The sequence below is a fragment of the Telluria sp. AIW5 genome (assembly GCF_056680575.1).
Genome location: NZ_CM155289.1, coordinates 5,164,849 through 5,183,683 on the forward strand (window position 1 = coordinate 5,164,849; position 18,835 = coordinate 5,183,683).

10 protein-coding genes are annotated in these 18,835 nt (G+C 70.0%); all 10 read right to left on the bottom strand.

Annotated features, from left to right (window positions below):
- A complete protein-coding gene (locus AC1MEM_RS22785) occupies positions 1–3,594 on the bottom strand; it encodes an EAL domain-containing protein (protein ID WP_499474366.1) in 3,594 nt (1,197 codons plus the stop codon).
- On the bottom strand, positions 3,591–6,764 hold the full coding sequence (locus tag AC1MEM_RS22790; RefSeq protein ID WP_499474367.1) for an EAL domain-containing protein: 3,174 nt from the start codon (positions 6,762–6,764) through the stop codon (positions 3,591–3,593). Before AC1MEM_RS22790 ends, AC1MEM_RS22785 begins: the two co-directional genes overlap by 4 nt.
- Positions 6,765–6,773: 9 nt before the next feature.
- On the bottom strand, positions 6,774–7,832 hold the full coding sequence (gene cheB / locus AC1MEM_RS22795; protein WP_499474368.1) for a chemotaxis-specific protein-glutamate methyltransferase CheB: 1,059 nt from the start codon (positions 7,830–7,832) through the stop codon (positions 6,774–6,776).
- A 10-nt stretch (positions 7,833–7,842) separates the two neighbouring features.
- On the bottom strand, positions 7,843–10,029 hold the full coding sequence (locus AC1MEM_RS22800; RefSeq protein WP_499474369.1) for a hybrid sensor histidine kinase/response regulator: 2,187 nt from the start codon (positions 10,027–10,029) through the stop codon (positions 7,843–7,845).
- Between the two features lie 4 nt (positions 10,030–10,033).
- Entirely contained in the window at positions 10,034–11,665 is a 1,632-nt protein-coding gene (locus AC1MEM_RS22805; protein WP_499474370.1) for a methyl-accepting chemotaxis protein, read from the bottom strand.
- A 20-nt stretch (positions 11,666–11,685) separates the two neighbouring features.
- A complete protein-coding gene (locus AC1MEM_RS22810; RefSeq protein ID WP_499474371.1) occupies positions 11,686–12,291 on the bottom strand; it encodes a chemotaxis protein CheW in 606 nt (201 codons plus the stop codon).
- Positions 12,288–13,691 carry a CheR family methyltransferase gene (locus AC1MEM_RS22815; RefSeq protein ID WP_499474372.1) on the bottom strand — a complete coding sequence of 468 codons (1,404 nt, stop codon included), beginning with the start codon at positions 13,689–13,691 and terminating at the stop codon, positions 12,288–12,290. The genes AC1MEM_RS22810 and AC1MEM_RS22815 overlap by 4 nt, the downstream gene beginning before the upstream one ends.
- Positions 13,678–14,154, bottom strand: coding sequence for a chemotaxis protein CheW (locus AC1MEM_RS22820; RefSeq protein WP_499474373.1), 477 nt, complete (start codon positions 14,152–14,154; stop codon positions 13,678–13,680). Before AC1MEM_RS22820 ends, AC1MEM_RS22815 begins: the two co-directional genes overlap by 14 nt.
- 311 nt (positions 14,155–14,465) lie before the next feature.
- Complete coding sequence (locus tag AC1MEM_RS22825) at positions 14,466–15,098, bottom strand: response regulator (protein ID WP_499474374.1); 633 nt, start codon at positions 15,096–15,098, stop codon at positions 14,466–14,468.
- Positions 15,095–18,814, bottom strand: a complete 3,720-nt coding sequence (locus AC1MEM_RS22830; RefSeq protein ID WP_499474375.1) for an ATP-binding protein — start codon at positions 18,812–18,814, stop codon at positions 15,095–15,097. The genes AC1MEM_RS22825 and AC1MEM_RS22830 overlap by 4 nt, the downstream gene beginning before the upstream one ends.
- Between the last annotated feature and the right edge of the window lie 21 nt (positions 18,815–18,835).

An 18,835-nucleotide genomic window follows, 5' to 3' on the forward strand; every position in this document is an offset into this window, starting at 1 on the left:
TTACCTCGCGTCAGGAATGGGAGAGAAAGTCATCAGGGTGCCGCGCGAACGGGTCTTGCGGCCCATGCTGTACGCGACGATTTCATAGGCCTGCCCGGCCAGCCGGGCAGGCACGGGAACCTCATCGGCGCGGGCAGCCAGCGCTACCACCGCCGCCGGCATGACCTCGCCGGCGTCGCTGCCGAGCAAGGCATCGCCCTTGCCGAACAGCTTGCGCGCGGCCAGGTTCGCGTACGCAACCTGGTGGTCCTCATCGAGCGCGATGATCGCCATCGGAACCCGCAGCAAGGCCTCGCGCACGATGTCGAGCGAAATGCCGTCGCGCCGGATCTGCTCGCGCTGCTGTTCGAGTACATCCTCCAGCTGGCGGTTTGCCGAGGCGAGATCGAGGTTGGCGGTGCGCAGTTCGAGGCCGAGGCGGCGGTTCTCGTCCACCATCTCCTTGTTACGGAAGGCCTCCTCGATGTGGGCGCGCAGCTGGGTATCATCCCAGGGCTTGGTCAGGAATTTGTAGATCGCCCCCTCGTTGACCGCATCGGTCACGGACTGCAACTCGGTGAAGCCGGAGAGTACCATGCGCACGGTATCCGGATGCGAGTTCTTGACGATGCGCAGGAACTCGACCCCCGTCATGCCAGGCATGCGCTGGTCGGACACGATCACGTCGACCGGTTCGGATTCGAGCAGTTCCAGCCCCTGCTGCCCGCCCGGCGCGGTCAGGATGCGGCAATCGGTGCCGCGCATCTGGCGCTTCAGGGCGGCCAGGATGTTCGGTTCGTCGTCGACCAGCAGGAGGGTGCGCTGGCGCTTGTGCAGGCGCAGCACGCGCTTGGGCAGGGCCGCGCCGGCGGCCAGCAGTTCGCCCATGGCCTGGGCTGGAAGCGGCGCCGACAGCAGCTCGCCCTGCACCTCGTCGCACATGTTGCGCGCCAGGACCTCGCACTGGATTTCCGTATCGACGCCGGCCGCCAGGACGCGGATGCCCAGGCTGTGCGCCATCGCGATGATGGCATCGGGAATCGCCTGGGCGGCCTGGCTGCCGCCGATGTCGCGCGCGAACGAACGGTCCATCTGCAGCACGTCGATCGGGAAGCGGCGCAGGTCCGCCAGCGTGGCCGGGCCGGTTCCGAAACAGTCGATCGCCACGCGCACCCCGAGTGCGCGCAGCTCGTGCAGCACCGTCAGCACCTGGGTGGCATCGCCCGCGACCACGCTCTCGGTCAGTTCCAGGCGCAGGCAGCGCGGCGGCAGGCCGCTTTCGGCCAGGACCTCCTCCACCGTCGCAGGCAGGCCGCCCACGGTCAACTGGCGCATCCCGGCGCCCAGCGCCAGCGACAGTTCGCCAAGGCCCTGGGCGTGCCAGGCGCTCACCTGCGCGCAAGCGCGTCCGAGCAGCCAGGCGCCGAGCGCGACGCTGGCGCCGCTTTCCTCGGCAATCGGCATGAAGCGTTCCGGCGGAATCAGCCCGAGTTCGGGATGGCGCCAGCACAGCCGGGCCTGGACGCCGGCAACCGCGCCACTGCTCAGGTCGGCCCAGGGCTGGTAGACGATCTCGAACTGGTCATGGTCGAGGGCGCCGCGCAGCGCCCGCTCCAGTTCCACCCGCGCGCGCACCCGCTCGTTCATCTCTGGCAAGAAATACTGGAACTGGTCCGGTCCGCGCTTCTTGGCGGCGTACATGGCGCGGTCGGCACAGTCGATCAGGGCATCGGCATCATCGCCGTCGGCGGGATAATTGGCGATACCGACGCTGCAAGTGACGAGGAACTGCTGGTTGTCGATCGTCACCGGCTTCCTGACCGCGCCCATGATGCGCTCCAGCGCGGCGCCGCTGAGCGCTTCCCCTGCCCGTTCGGGCAGCACCAGCACGAATTCGTCGCCCCCCAGCCGCGCCACCAGGTCCTCGGTGCGCACGGCCTCGCGCAGGCAGTCGGCGATCGCGCACAGGAAGGTATTGCCCGCAGCGTGACCCAGGCTGTCGTTCACGCGCTTGAAGCCGTCCAGGTCGATGAACAGCACCGAGATCGACTGCCGGGCGCGCGCGGCCGCGGCGATTTCCTCGTGCAGGCGGCGCCGCAGGAACTGGCGGTTAGCCAGGCCGGTCAGGGCGTCGTGGCTGGCCTGGTATTCCAGTTCCACCTGGTAGCGGCGCTTGTCGGTGACGTCATGCTGGACCACGACATAGTGGCGCACCTCGCCGCTCGCGTCGGTGCACGGCGCAACGTACATCTCGCACCACAGCTGGCCGCCGTCCTTGCGGTAGGTCCGCATCAGGACGCTGCCGCCGCGGCGCTTGCGCACCAGGGCGAGCAGGTCGCGTACGCCGCGCTGGGTGGCGTCGGCCCCCCACAGCACGGCAAATCCCAGCCTGGTCACTTCGGCAGCGCTGTAGCCGTTGATGTGCTCGAAAGCGGGATTGACGTACTCGATCGGGTAGTCGGGCTCCTCGGCGCTGGCGATGACGATGCTGTTGACGCAGGCTTCGATCGCCTGCTGGCGCAGCTGCAGGCTGTGGTTCACGAGGGTCAGCTCGGCGGTTCGCTTGTCCACCATGTCGCGCACGGCGCGCCCCCGCGCCGCCAGCAGGCTGGCGAAGGCGGCCGCACCCACGCTGCCGGCCAGTCCGGCGACCAGCGCCAACAGCGAGCCGAGGTGGTCGCGCAGCACCCGTGGCGACGGCGGACTCACCACCATGTACCACGGCCGGCCCGCCACGCTGAAGGTGCGCGAAACGGGACCCGGCCGGGCGCCGTCGAGGAAGGTCCAGACGCCGTTTTGCGGCGGTACGTAACGTGCGAAAACCAGTTGTTCCAGGTCGGGCGTGGCGGCGGCATAGACACTGAGCGAGCCGACATCGGGGGCCTCGCCGTCGCGCGCGGCCAGGGTGCGCTGCACCAGTGTCTGGCTGCTGAAGCCGACCGTCGTGTAGCCGAGCACCGACCCGCAGCGGTCGCCGCCGGCCGCGGCCCCGCCGCGGTACACCGGCATCAGGACCAGGAAGCCTGGCTGGCGCCGGTTCCCCACGAACAGGCCGAACTGTCCCGTCATGGCGGCCTGGCCGCGCAGGCACGCACGGCGCGCGGCGGCCGCCTGACCGGGCAGTGTATCGGCGTCCAGTCCGAGCGCCCTTTCGTTGCCCTTCTGGGGCGCCAGGTAATCGATCACGCGGTAGTGCGCGCGCCGCGGCGCTGCCACCATCCGCTCGCCGGACAGCTCGGTGATTGCGTAACCGGGGAACTGGGCGCGGCGCGCGGCTTCGAAACCCGCACGCCCCGCCTCGTCGACCATCGCCTGCCAGCCAACCAGCTCGACGGGCAGGTGGCCTTCGAGCATCGGGCCGGTGAAGGCGGCGAACTGCTGGCGCGTGACCGGCTGCATGGTGCTGAACAGCCGGTTGACCGTGGCGAGCGCGTCGAGCGCGTTGTCCAGTCCCTCCTGCACGGCGGTGAAGCGCGCGGTCGCCCCGCGCTCGAACTCGGCGCGCTGGCGGGCTTCCTCGATCCCGTGCACGCCCATGTACAACGAGACGGTCAGCAGCAGGCCGCCACCGAACGTGGCCGCGGCCGGCAGCCAGCGGGGGCGCCGGGCGCTCATGGGCGGCCGGCGCTGTGCGGCAGCGCCCGTTTGTTTTCATATTCCGTGAACGCTTCGCGCAGCGCCGCGTCCAGCTCTTCCTCCAACCAGGGCTTGGTCAGGAACTTGAAGATGGCGCCGTGATTGACCGCGTCCGTGACCGATTGCAGGTCGGTGTAGCCCGACAGCACCATGCGCGTGACTTCCGGGTACATATGCCGCACCCGCGCCAGGAAGGCCGGTCCGTCCATGCCCGGCAAGCGCTGGTCGCACAGGATGACCCCGATCTCGGTCGTGGCCAGGATCTCGAACGCTTCGGCCGCGTTACCGGCGGAGAGCACGACATAGCCCTTGTGGCGCAGTGCACGGCGCACCGCGGCCAGCAGGTTGACCTCGTCGTCCACGTACAGCAGGGTGCGCGCATAGGGGACCCGCTGCAGCAGGCCGAGATCGAGCCTGGCGTCGTCGCGCAGCAGCGCCTCGCACACCTCGGGCGGCACCGGCCGGCTGAAGAAGTATCCCTGCATCTCGTCGCAGCCGTTATCGGCCAGCAGGGCCAGCTGCCCCTGGCTCTCGACCCCTTCCGCGATCACGGTCAGGCGCAGCCCGTGCGCCATCGCGATGACGGCACGCGCAATCGACAGGTCGTCGGGATCGGAGACGATGTCGCGCACGAAAGACTGGTCGAGCTTGAGCTTGTCGACCGGGAAGCGCTTCAGGTAGTTGAGGTTCGAGTAGCCGGTGCCGAAATCGTCGATCGCCAGCCGCACGCCCATATCCTTCAGCTGGCGCAGGATGACGAAGGTCTTCTGCGGATCGATCATCGAGGCCGTTTCGGTCAGCTCGAGTTCGAGCAGGCGCGGATCGAGCCCGGTCTCGTCGAGGATGCGCCGCACGGTGCCCGGTATGTCCTCGGAAAGCTGGCGCGCCGACAGGTTGACCGACACCGGCACCACCCGCACGCCGGCTTGCTGCCATGCACGGCACTGCTGGCAGGCGCGGCGCAGCACCCATTCGCCGATCGGCAGGATCAGCCCGGTCTCCTCGGCCAGGCCGATGAACTGGCCGGGCGGCACCATCCCCATCTCCGGGTGGCGCCAGCGCAGCAGCGCCTCGGCGCCGATGATCGCGCCGCTCCTCAGGTCCACCTGTGGCTGGTAGTGCAGCAGGAACTCATCGCGCTCGATCGCGCGGCGCAGCGCGCTCTCGAGGCGAAAGCGTGCGGCCGCGCCATCGTTGAACTCGGGCCGGTAGAATTCGATGCGCTGGCCGGCGCCTGTCTGGGCGCGGCGAAGTGCGTTCTCCGCCCCCTGCGCCAGCGCCTCGTACTCGTCGCCGTCATTCGGACAGACAGTAATGCCGATATGCGGATCGAGGTGCAGGTCCTCCTGGTCCCAGACGAAGGGGCGCTCCATTTCGGCGAGCAGCTGGCGCGACAGCAGGCCAAGGTCGGCGACACCCGGACGCACCGCCACCACGGCAAACGTCCCTTCCGAGTAGCGCGCCACGGTCTCGTTCGCGCCGCGCGCGGACAGACGCCGGGCCACCTGCACCAGCAGCTCCTGCTCGGCCTGCGCACCGAGGGTTTCGCGGATCATGCGCATGCGCCCGAAGCCGAACAGGAGGAATCCCATGACACTGCGCCCTGCCAGAGCCTGTTCCCGCGCCTGGCTAACGCGATCGCGCAGCAGGACCGGATTCGGCAGCCCGGTGAGCATGTCGTAGTTGCTCAGGTACTTGAGCCGGTCCTCAGCGCCCCGCAGTTCCGTTACGTCGAGTCCGGTCGAGACGATCGCCTCGATCCGGCCGTCGGCCCCGCGCAGCGGCGACGTCGACCAGATTACCGAACGCAGCTGGCCGGAACGGGTCAGCCACTCGGCCTGGATCTGGGGCGGCAACTGGTCGAGCGGCATATCGTGGTAGAAGCGCCGGATCGCATCCTCGTCGCCGTTCATCCGGAAGACCTCCCAGGCCGGGCGCCCGATCGCCTCGACGGCCGGCCAGGCAAAGGTCTCGGCACAGGCCCGGTTGAACATGCGTATGGTGCCATCGACATCGGTCACCACCACCAGGGCGGCGGTCGTTTCGACGACGGCCGAAAGCAGGTTGCGCTCGGACTTCATCGCCTCGGTGCGTTCACGCACCAGTGACTCCATGTTGGCGTACAGGTGCGCGCGCTCGACCGCGATGGCGATCTGGTTGCCGATCGTGTCCAGCACCTGCAGCTCGGCGCAAGCCGAATTGTCCGCGGCGAGCCGCAGGTGCAGCAGCCCCAGGCTGCGCCCGCCGGCAGTGAGCGGCACGCAGGCCACGGCCGCGCCCAGGTCGGCGCATTCGTGCAGCAGTTCCGGCTGGCGCAGCGCGCCGGCGGCGAGCCGTCCTGCGCACGCGCAGCGCAGGTGGTGCCCGGCCGGCAGCGCTTCGGCGTCGAACTCGCGCGCGGCCACCACGCGCAGCACGCCCTGGCAATCGAACAGGCTGACACAGGCCGCCTCGACCCCGGGAAACTCGAGCACGCCGTCGAGGGCGCCGTCGGCGATCGCGCGCTTGTTCAGGGCCGGGTTGAGCGCCTCGGCGATCTGGTACAGCCCGCGCAGCGACTGGTAGGAACGCGCGATGCGCTCCTGCTGCGCCTTGAGTTCCTCGGTCATCTGGATCGCTTCCTCATAGGTCGAGATCAGGAGGTCGAAGATCTGCTGGCGCTCGGCCGTGATGAAGTGGGTCTGTCCACCCAGGCTGATCCGCATGCCGAGCTGGACCCGATCGTCGCTGCGCAGCGCGCGGTTGGCGAGGATATAGCGTACCCGTCCCATCAGGTAGCGCGCGTCGAAAGGCTTGCGGATGAAATTATCGGCGCCACAGTCGAGCCCGCGAATGACGTCGTACAGGCTGGTCAGGGAGGTCAGCAGGATCACCGGCACATCGCGCAGGGCCGGGTCCTGCTTGATCTCCTGGCACAGCGTGAAGCCATTCATAACGGGCATGTTGATGTCGCTGATGATGAGGGTCGGCAGCTGCGCACGCGCCGCCGCCAGCCCCTCCGCCCCATTCGCGGCGATGCGCACCCGGTAGTGGCCTTCCGTTGCCAGCAAATGGGCAAGGTATTGGGCCTGGGTCGCGCTGTCCTCGACGATCAGGACCTCGACTTCGGCGCTGCATTCAATATTATTGTTGTCGTTTTTCGAGTTCATCGTTCGTCTTCAGAGGCCGAGGACGGCCAGGCCGCCTCCCGGCTGGTTTGCAATCGTGGACAAAGCCTTGCCGATGCGGACCGGCTCGAGCACCAGCATCGCCGCATCCAGGCGCAAGGCTTCGCCCGGCATGCCGTAGACCGCCGAGCTGCCGCGGTCCTGCACGATCGTGAGCGCGCCATCGTCGCGCAGTGTTTTCAGTTCCTCGGCGCCGTCCTTGCCCATCCCGGTGAGCAGCACCGCCACGAGCGCCGTGCGCAGTTCCGGTGCGACCGAGCGGAACAGGTGCGCCACCGCCGGCCGCATGCCATGCTCGGGCGCGCCGCCCGCGAGCGTGACCCCGAGCGAGCGCGTGACACCCATGTGGCACCCGTCGGGAGCGAGGTAGGCGCGCCCCGCCGCGAGCTGCTGTCCATGCGTGGCGACGCAAGCCGGGAAGCCGCTGGCCTGGGACAGCCATGCGGCCAGCCCTTCGGTAAAACCCGGCGCCATGTGCTGGACGATGACGACCGGGAGCGGGAAGCCCGGCCCGAGCTCGGCCAGGATGTCGCGCAGCACCGCGGGGCCGCCGGTCGATGCACCGACCGCGACCAGGCGGTGCGGCGCCGCCGCGCGCGCGGGCGGGACGGGCCGCGCCCCGCCCTGGCTGCCGTCCCAGCGCCGCACCACGCGCACTTCCGCCATCGACTTGACGGTGCGCAGCAGCGCCCTGGCGCTCTCGGCATGCCCGGCGTGGGCGGGACCGTATGGCCGGCGCACCAGCACCAGGGCGCCGGCCGCGATGGCGCGGAAGCCCGCCTCGACCTCGGCGTGGCTGCCGGTGCCGCTGACCACCACGATCGGCACGGGGCAGGCCTGCATGATGCGGCGGGTCGCCTCGTAACCGTCCATGTTCGGCATCTGCAGGTCCATCGTGATCACGTCCGGACGCAGGCGCGTGGCCATCTCGAGCGCCTGCACGCCGTCGGCGGCGCAGCCCACCACCTGCAGCGCCGGATCGCCCCCCAGGATATGGGCGAGCAGTTCGCGCACCGAAGGAGAGTCGTCCACCACGAGTACCCGGATCATCAAAACTCCCTCATGTCAGGCGGCGCAGTGCCGCGAGCAGTTGATCCTGGTCGAACGCGCCCTTGGTCAGGTAGGCGTCGGCGCCTGCCTGCAGGCCGCGCTCGCGTTCGGCCGGTGTTTGCAGCGAGGTGACCAGGATCACCGGCAGGTCCGCCGTGGCCGGCTCGGCGCGGATGCGGGCGGTGAGCCCCAGTCCGTCCAGCTGAGGCATCTCGACGTCGCTGACGACGGCGTCAAAGCGGCGCTGGCGCAGCCGCGAGAGGGCCTCCAGTCCATCGGCGGCGGTCTCGACTTCGCACCCCGCCCCCTCCAGGATGTGCTTGAGCAGCAGGCGCGAGGTGATCGAATCCTCGGCCACCAGCACGCGCCGGGCAGCGGGCCTGGCGCCATCCGGCGGCGCCGGCACGGGCGCCGCGCCGGCCAGCGCATGGAGCGCAATGTCGTCGAGTGCCAGCACCGGCACCAGCGCGCCGTCGCCCAGCTCGGTTGCGCCGCTGAAAAAGCGCACCCGCCGCAGCAGCGGTCCGAGGCCACGCGGCAACACGTCCTGCTCGGCGACGATGTCATCGACCAGCAGTGCGAAGGGGCGCGCGCCGTTGTCGGCCAGCAGCGCGACCTTGCCCTCGCCGGCAGGCAGGCCGAACAGGCTTGCGAGCCGCACCAGGGGCAGCACGCGCCCGTGCACGACCAAGGTTTCGCGGTCTTCGACGATGCCGATATCGCCCGCCTCCAGCGCTCGCACGGCCTGCAATGCGGCCTGCGGCAGCGCATAGCGCTGGCCGCCGCAAGTGACCACCAGCGCGCGCATGCTCGCCAGGCTGACCGGCAGCAGCAGCTCGAAACGGCTGCCCTGCCCCGGCTGGCTGTCGATCTGCAGCGAGCCGCCGGCGCCGGCCACCTTGTCGGCAACAATCGCCAGTCCCATGCCGCGCCCGGAGAGGGCGGTCACCTCGGCGCGCGTGGTCACCCCTGCCCGCAGCGCCAGCGCGAGGCGCGCCGCTGCGCCCAGGCGCGCGAACTCGCCCGGTTCGATTCCGGCGGCCTGCGCCAGTGCGAGGCTGTCGAAGCCGGCGCCGTCGTCGCTCACGCACACCAGCACGTGGCGCGCGTCGCGCTGGCTGACCGCGACCCGCAGCGCCCCGGCCGCGCTCTTGCCGGCGGCCAGGCGCACTGGCTCCGGCTCGATCCCGTGGTCGACGGCATTCGTCACCAGGTGGATCAGCGCCTCGCGGATTACGCCCAGGATGCGGCGGTCGATGCGCACGGCGGCGCCCTCGATCTCGAGCGCGACGCCGCGCCCGCGCCCACGCGCCAGCTTGCGCACGAGCGCGGGCAATTCGTCGAGCGCTTCGGAAAAGGGCACCAGCGCCGTCTCCAGCACCGCACCCAGCAGGCGGTTACGCGTGCCCGACAGGGCGCTGCAGGTCGCTCCCAGTGCCTGCGCGAGGCGGGCGCAGTGCAATTCGGGCTCGGGGCGGTCGAATTCGCCCGCGCGCCGTTGCCGGGCCATCTCCGCGGCCAGCGCACGCAGCTCCGCCGCCTGGTGCTGCAGCGAGAGCTCGGCCGCCAGCAAGGCCTCGGCCTCGGCGCGGATGGCGTCGAGCTGGGCGGCCCCGACCCGCAGCAGGGCTGGCCGCAGCGCCGCCTGGTCCTGGTCCTGGTCCTGCTCCTGGCCCCGGTGCCCGTCCGGGTCCGGGTCGGACTGCCTGGCCGGTGCGGGCGCGGGGGCCTGTGATGCGGCCTGGAGGACATCCGGTACCGGCGGCGCCCCCGGGCCTGGCTGCTCCGCCACGGCCGTGGCCTGCCCGGCCACACGCTCGAGCTGGGCGATGAGCGCGCCCGTCCGGTTGATGGCGCGGCCGGAGACGGTCCCGGTGAGGTCGCGCGCCAGGGCGACGCCGCGCAGCAGGAGATCGAGGTCGGACGCGGCCAGCCCCTGCGCCGCCTGGCGCAAGGCGACGCAGGCGCCTTCGAGCGCGTGGCAGAGCCGCTCCAGGTGGTCGCGGTCGACGGAGCGGGCGGCGCCCTTGAGCGTGTGCAAGGCCTTGAGCACCGCGTCCATGGCCTCGGCAGGCGCGGCCGCGGCGCCCTGCTCGAGCGCGAGCAGCCCGGCTTCGATCGCCGCCAGGTGGCTGCGGGCCTCGTCGGCGAAGATCGCCTGCAGCCGGTCCAGGAAAGCCTGGTTCGCGTCGCTCATGCGCTCATACCTTGAAGCGCTCGCTCAGCTGGCGCAGCTTGATGCCCAGCTCATTGAGGTTCTGGGCCGCCTGCTCGGACTGGCGCGAGCTGGCCGCGTTCTCGGCGCTGACCTGATGGATGTTGACCATCGCCAGCGCCACCTGGTCCATGCCGGCCAGCTGCTGCTGGCTCGACGCGGCAATCTGGGCCGCGGCCTCGGCCGCATCGCCGATGCTGTCCGCGAGCGCACGGATCGCGTCCCCGGCCTCGGTGCTGCGGCTCACGCCCTGCGCCACCGACTTGGCGCCCTGCTCGGTGATCATCACCGCTGCGCCGATCGACTTCTGGATCTCGCCGAGGATTTCGCGTACCTGGCGCGTGGCCTGGCGCGACTGTTCGGCCAGCGCACGTACTTCCTGCGCCACCACGCCAAAGCCCTTGCCGTGCTCACCGGCCTTGGCGGCCTCGATCGCCGCATTCACGGCCAGCAGGTTGGACTGGTCGGCCAGGCCGCCGACGGTGACGGTAATGTCGGCGATGGCCTGGCTGCGTTCGGACAGGCGCACGATGGTGGCGGCGATCGACTCCATCTTCTCCTGGACGCCTTCCATCCCGTGCACGCTCTCCTCGACCGCCTCGCGCCCGCGCGCGGCGATGCTGGCGGCCTCGCGCGCGGCTTCCGACACGCGCCGCGACTTGTCGCTGGCCAGCACGGCGGTCTGCTTGACTTCCTCGACCGTCGCCGTCGTTTCGGTCACCGCCGCCGCCGTCTGCGACGCTCCGGCGGCGCCCTGCATAGTGCTGGCCAGGATCTCCGATGCCGCGGCCCCGAGCGTGGCGATGCCGCTGTTGGTCTCGGCCATCAGCAGGCGCCAGGACGTCACCATCTGGCCCAGCGCGGCGAGCAGCTGGCCGACCTCGTCCTTGCCGCGCGGCTGCGGCACCTCGACACTCAGGTCGCCGGTGGCGATGCGGCCCGCGACCGCGGTTGCCTCGCGCAGCGGCCCGGCGATGATCCGGTCGAGCCAGAACACCAGCGCCGCCCCCAGCAGCAAGGCGGCGAGATTGACGCCGAGCAGCAGGTTCTGGTTGCGCTCGACCATCGCCGTGGCGCTACGCATGCGTTCGGACGCGTGTCCGAATTCCTCCGTGCCGATCCGTTCGGCCGTGTCGCGCACCGTTTCGAACCGGCGCTGCAGTGGACCGATGATCGCACGCGCAGCTTCGGCCCGGCGGCCGGCGGCAAGCGCGGGCGTGACTTCGCTGTCGCGCATGGCAGTGTATTCGCGCAGGTGCGTGACCATGAGTTCCGACGCGGCGGCGTCGGAACGACGCGCAGCGGCCCCGCCCACCTTCTCCCCCGCCGCTGCCAGACGCTTGGTAGCGTCGGCGAGGCGGGCACGGATGGGCGCTTCCGTCCCCGGTTCAGCCACCAGCAGCGACAGCATCGCGACGCGCTCACGATTGAGTTCGTTACGCAGGCTCATGGCATTGAATGCGACCGCCAGGTCATCCTCGAACAGGGCACGCTGGGAGGCCTCGAGCCGCCCCATCGCCTGGTAGGCCAGTGTGCTGACGCCAGCGAGCAGCACCACCATGAGTCCAAAACCCGCCACCAGTTTGGCGCGGGTACTGAGGTTTGAAAAAAGGGCCACGTTGTATCTCCTTGTTATCGTTATTGGCCGTGGAGCACCAGCGAGCGGTCGCCCAGCATGCGGCCGGCGTCGAGTATCGCGGTGCGGTCGGGGGCCACGCCCATCAGGTAGCCGGCGCGCAGCGCGCCCAGGCCGGGCAGGCTTGCGGACAGGGACGCGCGCGGGTAGTGCTCGACGCCGGCGACGGCGTCGGCGAGCAGCGCGAACTCCATGGCGTTGTCCTGCAGGACGACCAGCGCGGCCGGCTCGGCCAGGCGCGTGACCGGCAGCGCCAGCAGCGCCCGCAGGTCCAGCACGGCCAGCACCTTGCCGCGGAAGGCCGCGATCCCGGCCACATGGTTGGGCAAGCCCGGCAGCGCGGTGATCGGCGGCAAAGCACAGGCGTGCAGGACGCGGCCGGTTTCCACCGCATACCGTGCACCGCCGAGCTCGAACACCAGTACCTTCAGCGCGTCCGCCTGGTCGGCGTCGTGCGCCTGGGCCGGCACCCGCGCGAGCACCTGCGCCCGTTCGCGCAGCACCTCGCGGCTGCGCTCCGGGCTGGCCAGGCCGGTGTCGGCCAGTTCGATGCCGCGTTCGATCCGGGCGCGGATCGCGGCCCAGTCGAATTCACGTGGCGCCGTCATGATGTGCGCTCCGTCCACGCCTGGATGCAGGCCTGCAGGCCGCCGGCCAGCCAGCCGTCGGCGCCGGGCACGGGCAGGTCGGCGGGCAGCGCCGCGAGCAGCGTGTCCGCTGCGCCAAACGCCTGGCGCGCGCGGGCATGCTGTCCCATCTGCGCAAGGGTGACGCCGTCGAGGTAATGGCCGATGATGGAATCGGGCTCCAGGTACAGCAGGCGCCGCAGGTGGCGCTGGGCCGCATCAAGGGCGCCCTGGTCGAGGGCCAGCTGCGCCGCCGCCCCGTGCAGCTGGGTCGACATCGGCCAGCGGGCGGTTGCCCGCAGCAGTCCGTGCAAGGCAGCGCCGGGCTCGCCGGCACGCTCCTGCGCCTGCGCGCGTGCCAGGGCCTGTGCCAGCTCGTCGCCCGGCCCTGCCGCGGCCGCCGGTGGGGGCGCGGGTGCGACCGGCGGCGGCAAGCGGCGCACCGCCGGGGCCGGGTCCGCGGCGCGCGTGGCGCGGGCGGGAACCGCTTGTAATCCACGCACCGGCAAGCGCAGGGCCGGCGCGGCCGGCGCAGCGTCCGCTGCGCTGGCCTTGCGGTAGAACACCGCGTCCGGGTGGTAGGTGGCGCTGAAGCCGGCGAACAGCTCGGCGCATGCTTCGCTGGGGTTGACCACCAGCCAGCCGCCCTCGGCCAGGCAGTCGCGCAGGCGCGCGATCACCTGGGCCATCAGGGTGCGCGAGAAATACATCAGCACGTTGCGGCAGAAGATGATGTCCATGCCGGCGGTACCGTTGACGGCCGAGGGGTAGGCCGGCAGCGCCAGGTTCAGTTGCGCGAAGCGGACCTGGGCGCAGACCGCGGGGTCGAGCGCGTAGCGGCCGTCGCCCGCCGGCGTGAAATACCGGTTGCGCAGCGCGGCGCCGGTGCGGCGGAACGACCAGTCGCGGTACAGGCCCGCGCGCGCGCGCGCCAGGCTCGCCGGATTGAGATCGGTTGCCAGGATCGACACCTGGGCCAGGTCCAGTCCCGGCAGCGCCTGGCGCAGCGCCATCGCCATCGAATACGGTTCCTCGCCGGTACAGCAGCCGGCGCTCCACAGCCGCAGGCGTGCCTGCGGGTCGGCCGCCAGCCTGTCGCGCGCGTAGTCGCACAGCAGGTCGAGCCCGCGCGGTTCGCGGAAAAAATAGGTTTCGCCGACCGTGAGGTGGCGCGCGCACAGGTCGGCCTTCGCGCGGTCCCACGGTTCGGCCAGCAGCCACCCGGCCAGCGCGGCGGCGCCGGGCGCGCCACGCTCGGCGGCCATGCGGCTCAATCCCAGGTCGAGGTCGGCGCGGCGTGCGTCACTGAAGCGCAGGCCGGTCTGCGCCTCGATCCGCGTCGCCAGCTGTTCGAGCATGGCTGGATGTTCAATGCATCCCATCGGCGCCTCCCGCGAGCGCCGCCGCCAGCGCCTGCGTTTCGGCGGGGAACAGAAAGCGCGCCGGGTCGACGATCAGGCACAGGCCGTCGTCGAGGCGCGCCACCCCCTTGACGAAGGGCGGCGCGTCCAGCGCATCCGGCATGGCGATATCGGCGACGCGCTCGACCACCCCGTTGATCCGGTCAACCACCACGCCGCACAGCAATCCGGGCAGTTCAAGCACGACAATCTGCTGGGAAGGCTCGATTGGGAGCCGTGGCAGGCCCAGCCGGTAGCAGAGGTCGAGCAAGGCGATGACGGTGCCGCCAACGTTGAGCACGCCGAGGACGATCGCGCCGGCGCCGGGCAAGGGCAAAGGCTCGGCGCTGGGGAGGGCGCGCCGGACGTACTCGAGCGGCAGGCCGATGCGCTGGCCGCGGCACTCGAATTCGATCAGGCGTAGCGTGCTTGTCTGTTTCGGCATGGTCTTGAGCTGCCGGGGACACAAACCCTGGCTTGATCTATCGCAATATATTCTTCGATAGTACCCAAGTCGCGTGTACTGAAAAGTGCGGAAAAATGTCATTTTAAGTTGCAAAACATGCAGCACCAATCGACAACGTCGCGTCTGCTGTTTACAACTCATTGATTTAAGAGGAACTTTCTATCGCAGAAGGCGCCGATTGCAGTTGACGACGTCACAATCTTTACGTTTCCTGTCGCAAACTGAGCGACAGAGCGTTCATACATGCATGTTGCTAAAGGGCAACAATGTAACGCAAAAATCAGCGGGAGTCAGCGGACCAGCCGGTTCTCGACGGCATAACGGATCAGCGCCGCATTCGACGACAACCCCATCTTGCGGAAGATCCGGTTGCGGTAGGTGTGCACCGAACTGATGCTGATGTCGAGCTCGGCCGCGACCTGCTTGGCCTGCAGCCCGGCGCCGATCAATGCCAGGATCTGCGCTTCGCGCGGGGTGAGGCGTTCGTGCGCGGCGGCCGGTTCGACAGCGCGCGCCTGGCGCGCAAGCAGCTCGGCCAGGCGTGGCCCGACGTAGGTGCGGCCGGCCACGACCTCGCGCACCGCCTTCACCAGCTCCTCGGCGGCCACCGCCTTGCTGACATAGCCGGATGCGCCCGCCTTCAGCGCCGCGAGGCCGTACTGCTCTTCGCCGTACATGCTGAGCACGATGACGCGCTGTTCCGGATACCGGCGCCTGAGCTCGGCCAGCCCCTCCATGCCCTCGTACCCGGGCAGGCTGATGTCGAGCACGACGACGTCGGGATTGTGCCTGGCCACGTGGTCCAGCGTGGCGGGAAGGTCGGCGGCCTCGCCGGCCACGCGCAGGCCCTGCGCGCCGCGCACGATCTTCTTGACGCCTTCGCGGATAAGTTCGTGGTCGTCGGCAATGACGAGACTGATCATGCTTGTCCTTTCGTGTTTCGCAATGGCATGCGCACCGATACCAGTGTGCCTTGCGGGCGCAGCCTGCCCACCCGCAGCGTACCGCCCTCCAGTTCGGCCCGTTCGCGCATGCCCTGCAGGCCGAGACCGCCCGCTCGCCGCTGGTGCCGCCGTCCGATGCCAATGCCGTCGTCGCGCACACGCATGAGCAGCGCCGGACCGCGCGGTTCGAGGCTGACCCATACCTGCGTGGCCTGGGCGTGGCGCAGCACGTTCGTCATCGCCTCCTGGAAAATACGCAGCAGCGCGACCGCTGCCGGCCGCGACGGATGCCGTCGCCGCGGGTCGAAGTCGAGGTGGCAGGCGATCCGCGTGCGCCGCTCGAAATCGCGCGCGTGCCAGGCCATTGCCGCATAGAGTCCCTGCTCGTCGAGCTCCGGCGCGCGCAGTTCGGTCGCGATGTGGCGCACCAGGTTGATCGCGCGTTCCAGGGTGTTGCTGGCCGAATGCAGTTCGCCGATGATGTCCTTGCTGCTCATCCTGCGGCCACCGCCACGCAGGTCGTCCTCGAGCAGCTTGATGTCGATCTTGGCCGCCGACAGGATCTGACCAAGCTGGTCGTGCACTTCGCGCGCGAGCGCGGTGCGCTCGGCCTCGCGCACCGTCTGCAGCTGCTCGTACAGCGCGCGCAGCATCCGTTCGGAAACCTGGCGCTCGGTCTCGGCCTGCTTGCGCTCGCTGATATCCCACGCCATCGCGACAAAACACTGCTCGCCGTGCCAGGCGGGACCAATCAGCGAGACAAAATGGGCGACCCACAGGCGGCGGCCGTCCGGCAGGCGGTAGCGCACTTCGGCCTCGAAGGAATCGCGGGTACCGGCGAGCAGGGCCCTGTGCCCGTTGCGCAGCCGCGCCATATCGGCCGCTTCGATCCACTCGTCCAGGGCGCGCCCCTGCAGCGCGCCCTCCGCCACCCCGGCCAGCAGGGCGTAAGCACGGTTGACCTGCACCACCCGCTCGTCGGTGCCGGTGATCGCGATGCCGCCCGGCGCGCGGTCGAACACCGCCGCCAGCAACTGGTTGGCGGCGCTCAGCTCGGCGGTGCGCAGCGCCACGCGCTGTTCGAGTTCGGCGTGGGCCTCGCGCAATCCCTGTTCCGCCCGTTTGCGCGCCGTGATGTCGTTGGCAAACAGCAGCACCCCCTGTTCCGCCGGGTAGCAGCGCACGTCGTACCAGCACTGCACGGCGGGTGCGAAGTATTCGACCACCGCGGCCCGGCCCTTCACGGCAGCGGCGTGCAGCGCGCGCTCGAGATCGCTCCCCGCCAGTCCCGGCGCCAGCTCGGCCAGCGCCTTGCCGAGCACCGCCGCCCGGTCGCGCTGGAGGACAGCCAGCGCCGCCCCGTTGATCGAGCGGATGCGCAGCTCGCTGTCGAGGTTGACGAAACTCTCGCTGGTTCCTTCGAGTACATTGGCCAGGTCGCCCTTGACGGCGTCGATCTGGCGCCGCAGCTCGCCCTCCTGCTCGATGGCGGCACGCCGCACCCGCGCCATCTGTACGTGCGAGCGCACCCGGGCGATGAGTTCGCGCGCGCTGAAGGGCTTGGTCAGGTAGTCGTCCGCGCCGGCATCGAGCGCCTCGAGGCGTGCCTCCTCCCCTGCGCGTGCCGACAGCACGACCAGCGGAATCGTGTGGATCGGTGGATCGGAACGGATCCGCCGCACCAGCGCGAGGCCGTCGACACCCGGAATCATGACGTCCACCAGCACCAGGTCGGGCCTGGTGCTGCGAATGGCCTCGTAGCCGCTCGCGGCGTCGTGCGCGCCGACCACGCTGCAGGTACCGGCGAGCAGCCGCGCGATGTAGCGCACCACGTCCCTGTCGTCGTCGATGACGACCACGCGCATCGGATTGGCCGCGCCCTCCGGCTCGGGATGTTCCCGCTCGATCTCGCCCGCCCGGTAGCGCTCGACCTCGACCGCGAAGCGGGAGCGCAAATACCCGGTGGCCGGGTTGCGGGACCGGGACGGCACACCGCCGGCGGCCTCACGCCATGGCAGCGTCACCGTAAAGCGCGCGCCCGCCCCCAGCGTGCTCTCCACGCTCACCTCGCCGTCGTGCAGGCGGACCAGCTCCCGAACCAGTGCGAGCCCGGCGCCGCTGCCCCCTGCCCTGCGTGCGGCCGGATCCGGACTGCGGTAGAAGCGCTCGAAAATCCGCGCCGACTCCTCCGGCGCGATGCCGATCCCGGTATCGGCGACCGTCAGCACAAGGCAATCTCCCCGCCGCGCCAGCAACACGTCGATGCGGCCGGCCTCGGTGTACTTGAACGCATTCGACACCAGGTTGGCGACGATGGTTTCCCACATCTCGCGGTCGAGCATCAGTTCGGCGAAGGGTCCCGCACTGCGCACTTCCAGTACCAGGCCGGCCGCCTCGATCGCGGAACGGAACAGGGCGACGATCTCGGTGGTGACGGCGAGCGGCTCGACAGGCTCGGGCGCCAGCGGCAGGCTGCCGGCCTCGATGATGGCGAAATCCATCATCGAGCTGACCAGCTTGTGCAGGCGCTGGGCATTGCGCAGCGCCATGTCGAGCGGCGCGCGCAGGGGCGCCGGCAGGGCCGCGGCGTGCTGCTCGATCATCGTTTCCAGCGGACCCAGTATCAAGGTAAGGGGCGTACGCAACTCGTGACTGACGCTGCCGAAGAACTGCAGGCGGCTCTGTTCGAGTTCCGCTTTTGCCGCGATGCGCCGCGCGTCGGCGGCGTCGGCTTCGGTGATCGCCACGGCATGCGCGACGTGGCCGGCGACCGACTCGAAGAATCCGCGATAACCGGCGTCGAGTACACAATAGGGATTCACACCGAGCAGGAGCGCGCCGGCGGGAGTGTCTTCGCCGCCACGCCAGAAGGGCAGCGCCACGATCTGTTGCGGGGCCACGAACGACGGGCTGAGTGCGGCGAGGCCCGCCACCAGCACGCAGTCGAGCACCTCGCTCTGGCCTGACTCCAGGCAGCGGACGGCGTACTCGTCCAGGGCTGCGGCAAGCGCTGGCGGCAATGGCGCGTCCAGCCCCGTGCAAAAGGCCAATTCGCGCTGGCCGCCGGGATGCACCACGACCAGCGCCGCCAGCGGCAGGTCCGCGCAATTGCGCTCCAGTGCCGCCTTGACGAAGGCCAGCAGGTTACGGTCGCGTGAGCGCAACGCGACCTGCGTGGCCAGGTCGGCGATCGAGCGCTGGCGGCGCTCGAACACGACGCGGCGGGTGGTTTCCATGAAGGTCGCGAAGACGCCGCCGACGCTGCCGTCGGCGATGAAGACAGGGCTGTACGAGAACGTCAAATAGCATTCCTCGCGGCCGCCGTTACGCTCGAGGACCAGCATCAGGTCTTCGCTGCGGTTCGCCTTGCCGGTCGTGCGCACCGCCTGCAGCATCGGGCCGACCGTCGGCCATGCTGCCGGCCATACTTCGGAAACGGACCGGCCCTGCGCCCACGGATGCTTGTCGCCGAACAGGTAGCTGGCGGCGTCGTTGTAGAGGTAGACGAAGTCGTCCCCCCACACAATTGCCATCTGAAACTGCGAGTACAGGCAGATCCCTGCCGCGCCACGCAACTCGGGCGCCCATCCTTCGACCGGTCCCAGTGGCGTGCCTGCCCAGTCGAACTGGCGCAGCAAGGCCAACACCTCGCCATCGCCCTTGGACAAATCGGTTGCAGCCGCTTCATTTTTCATATGGATCGCCTGCTTGCATCA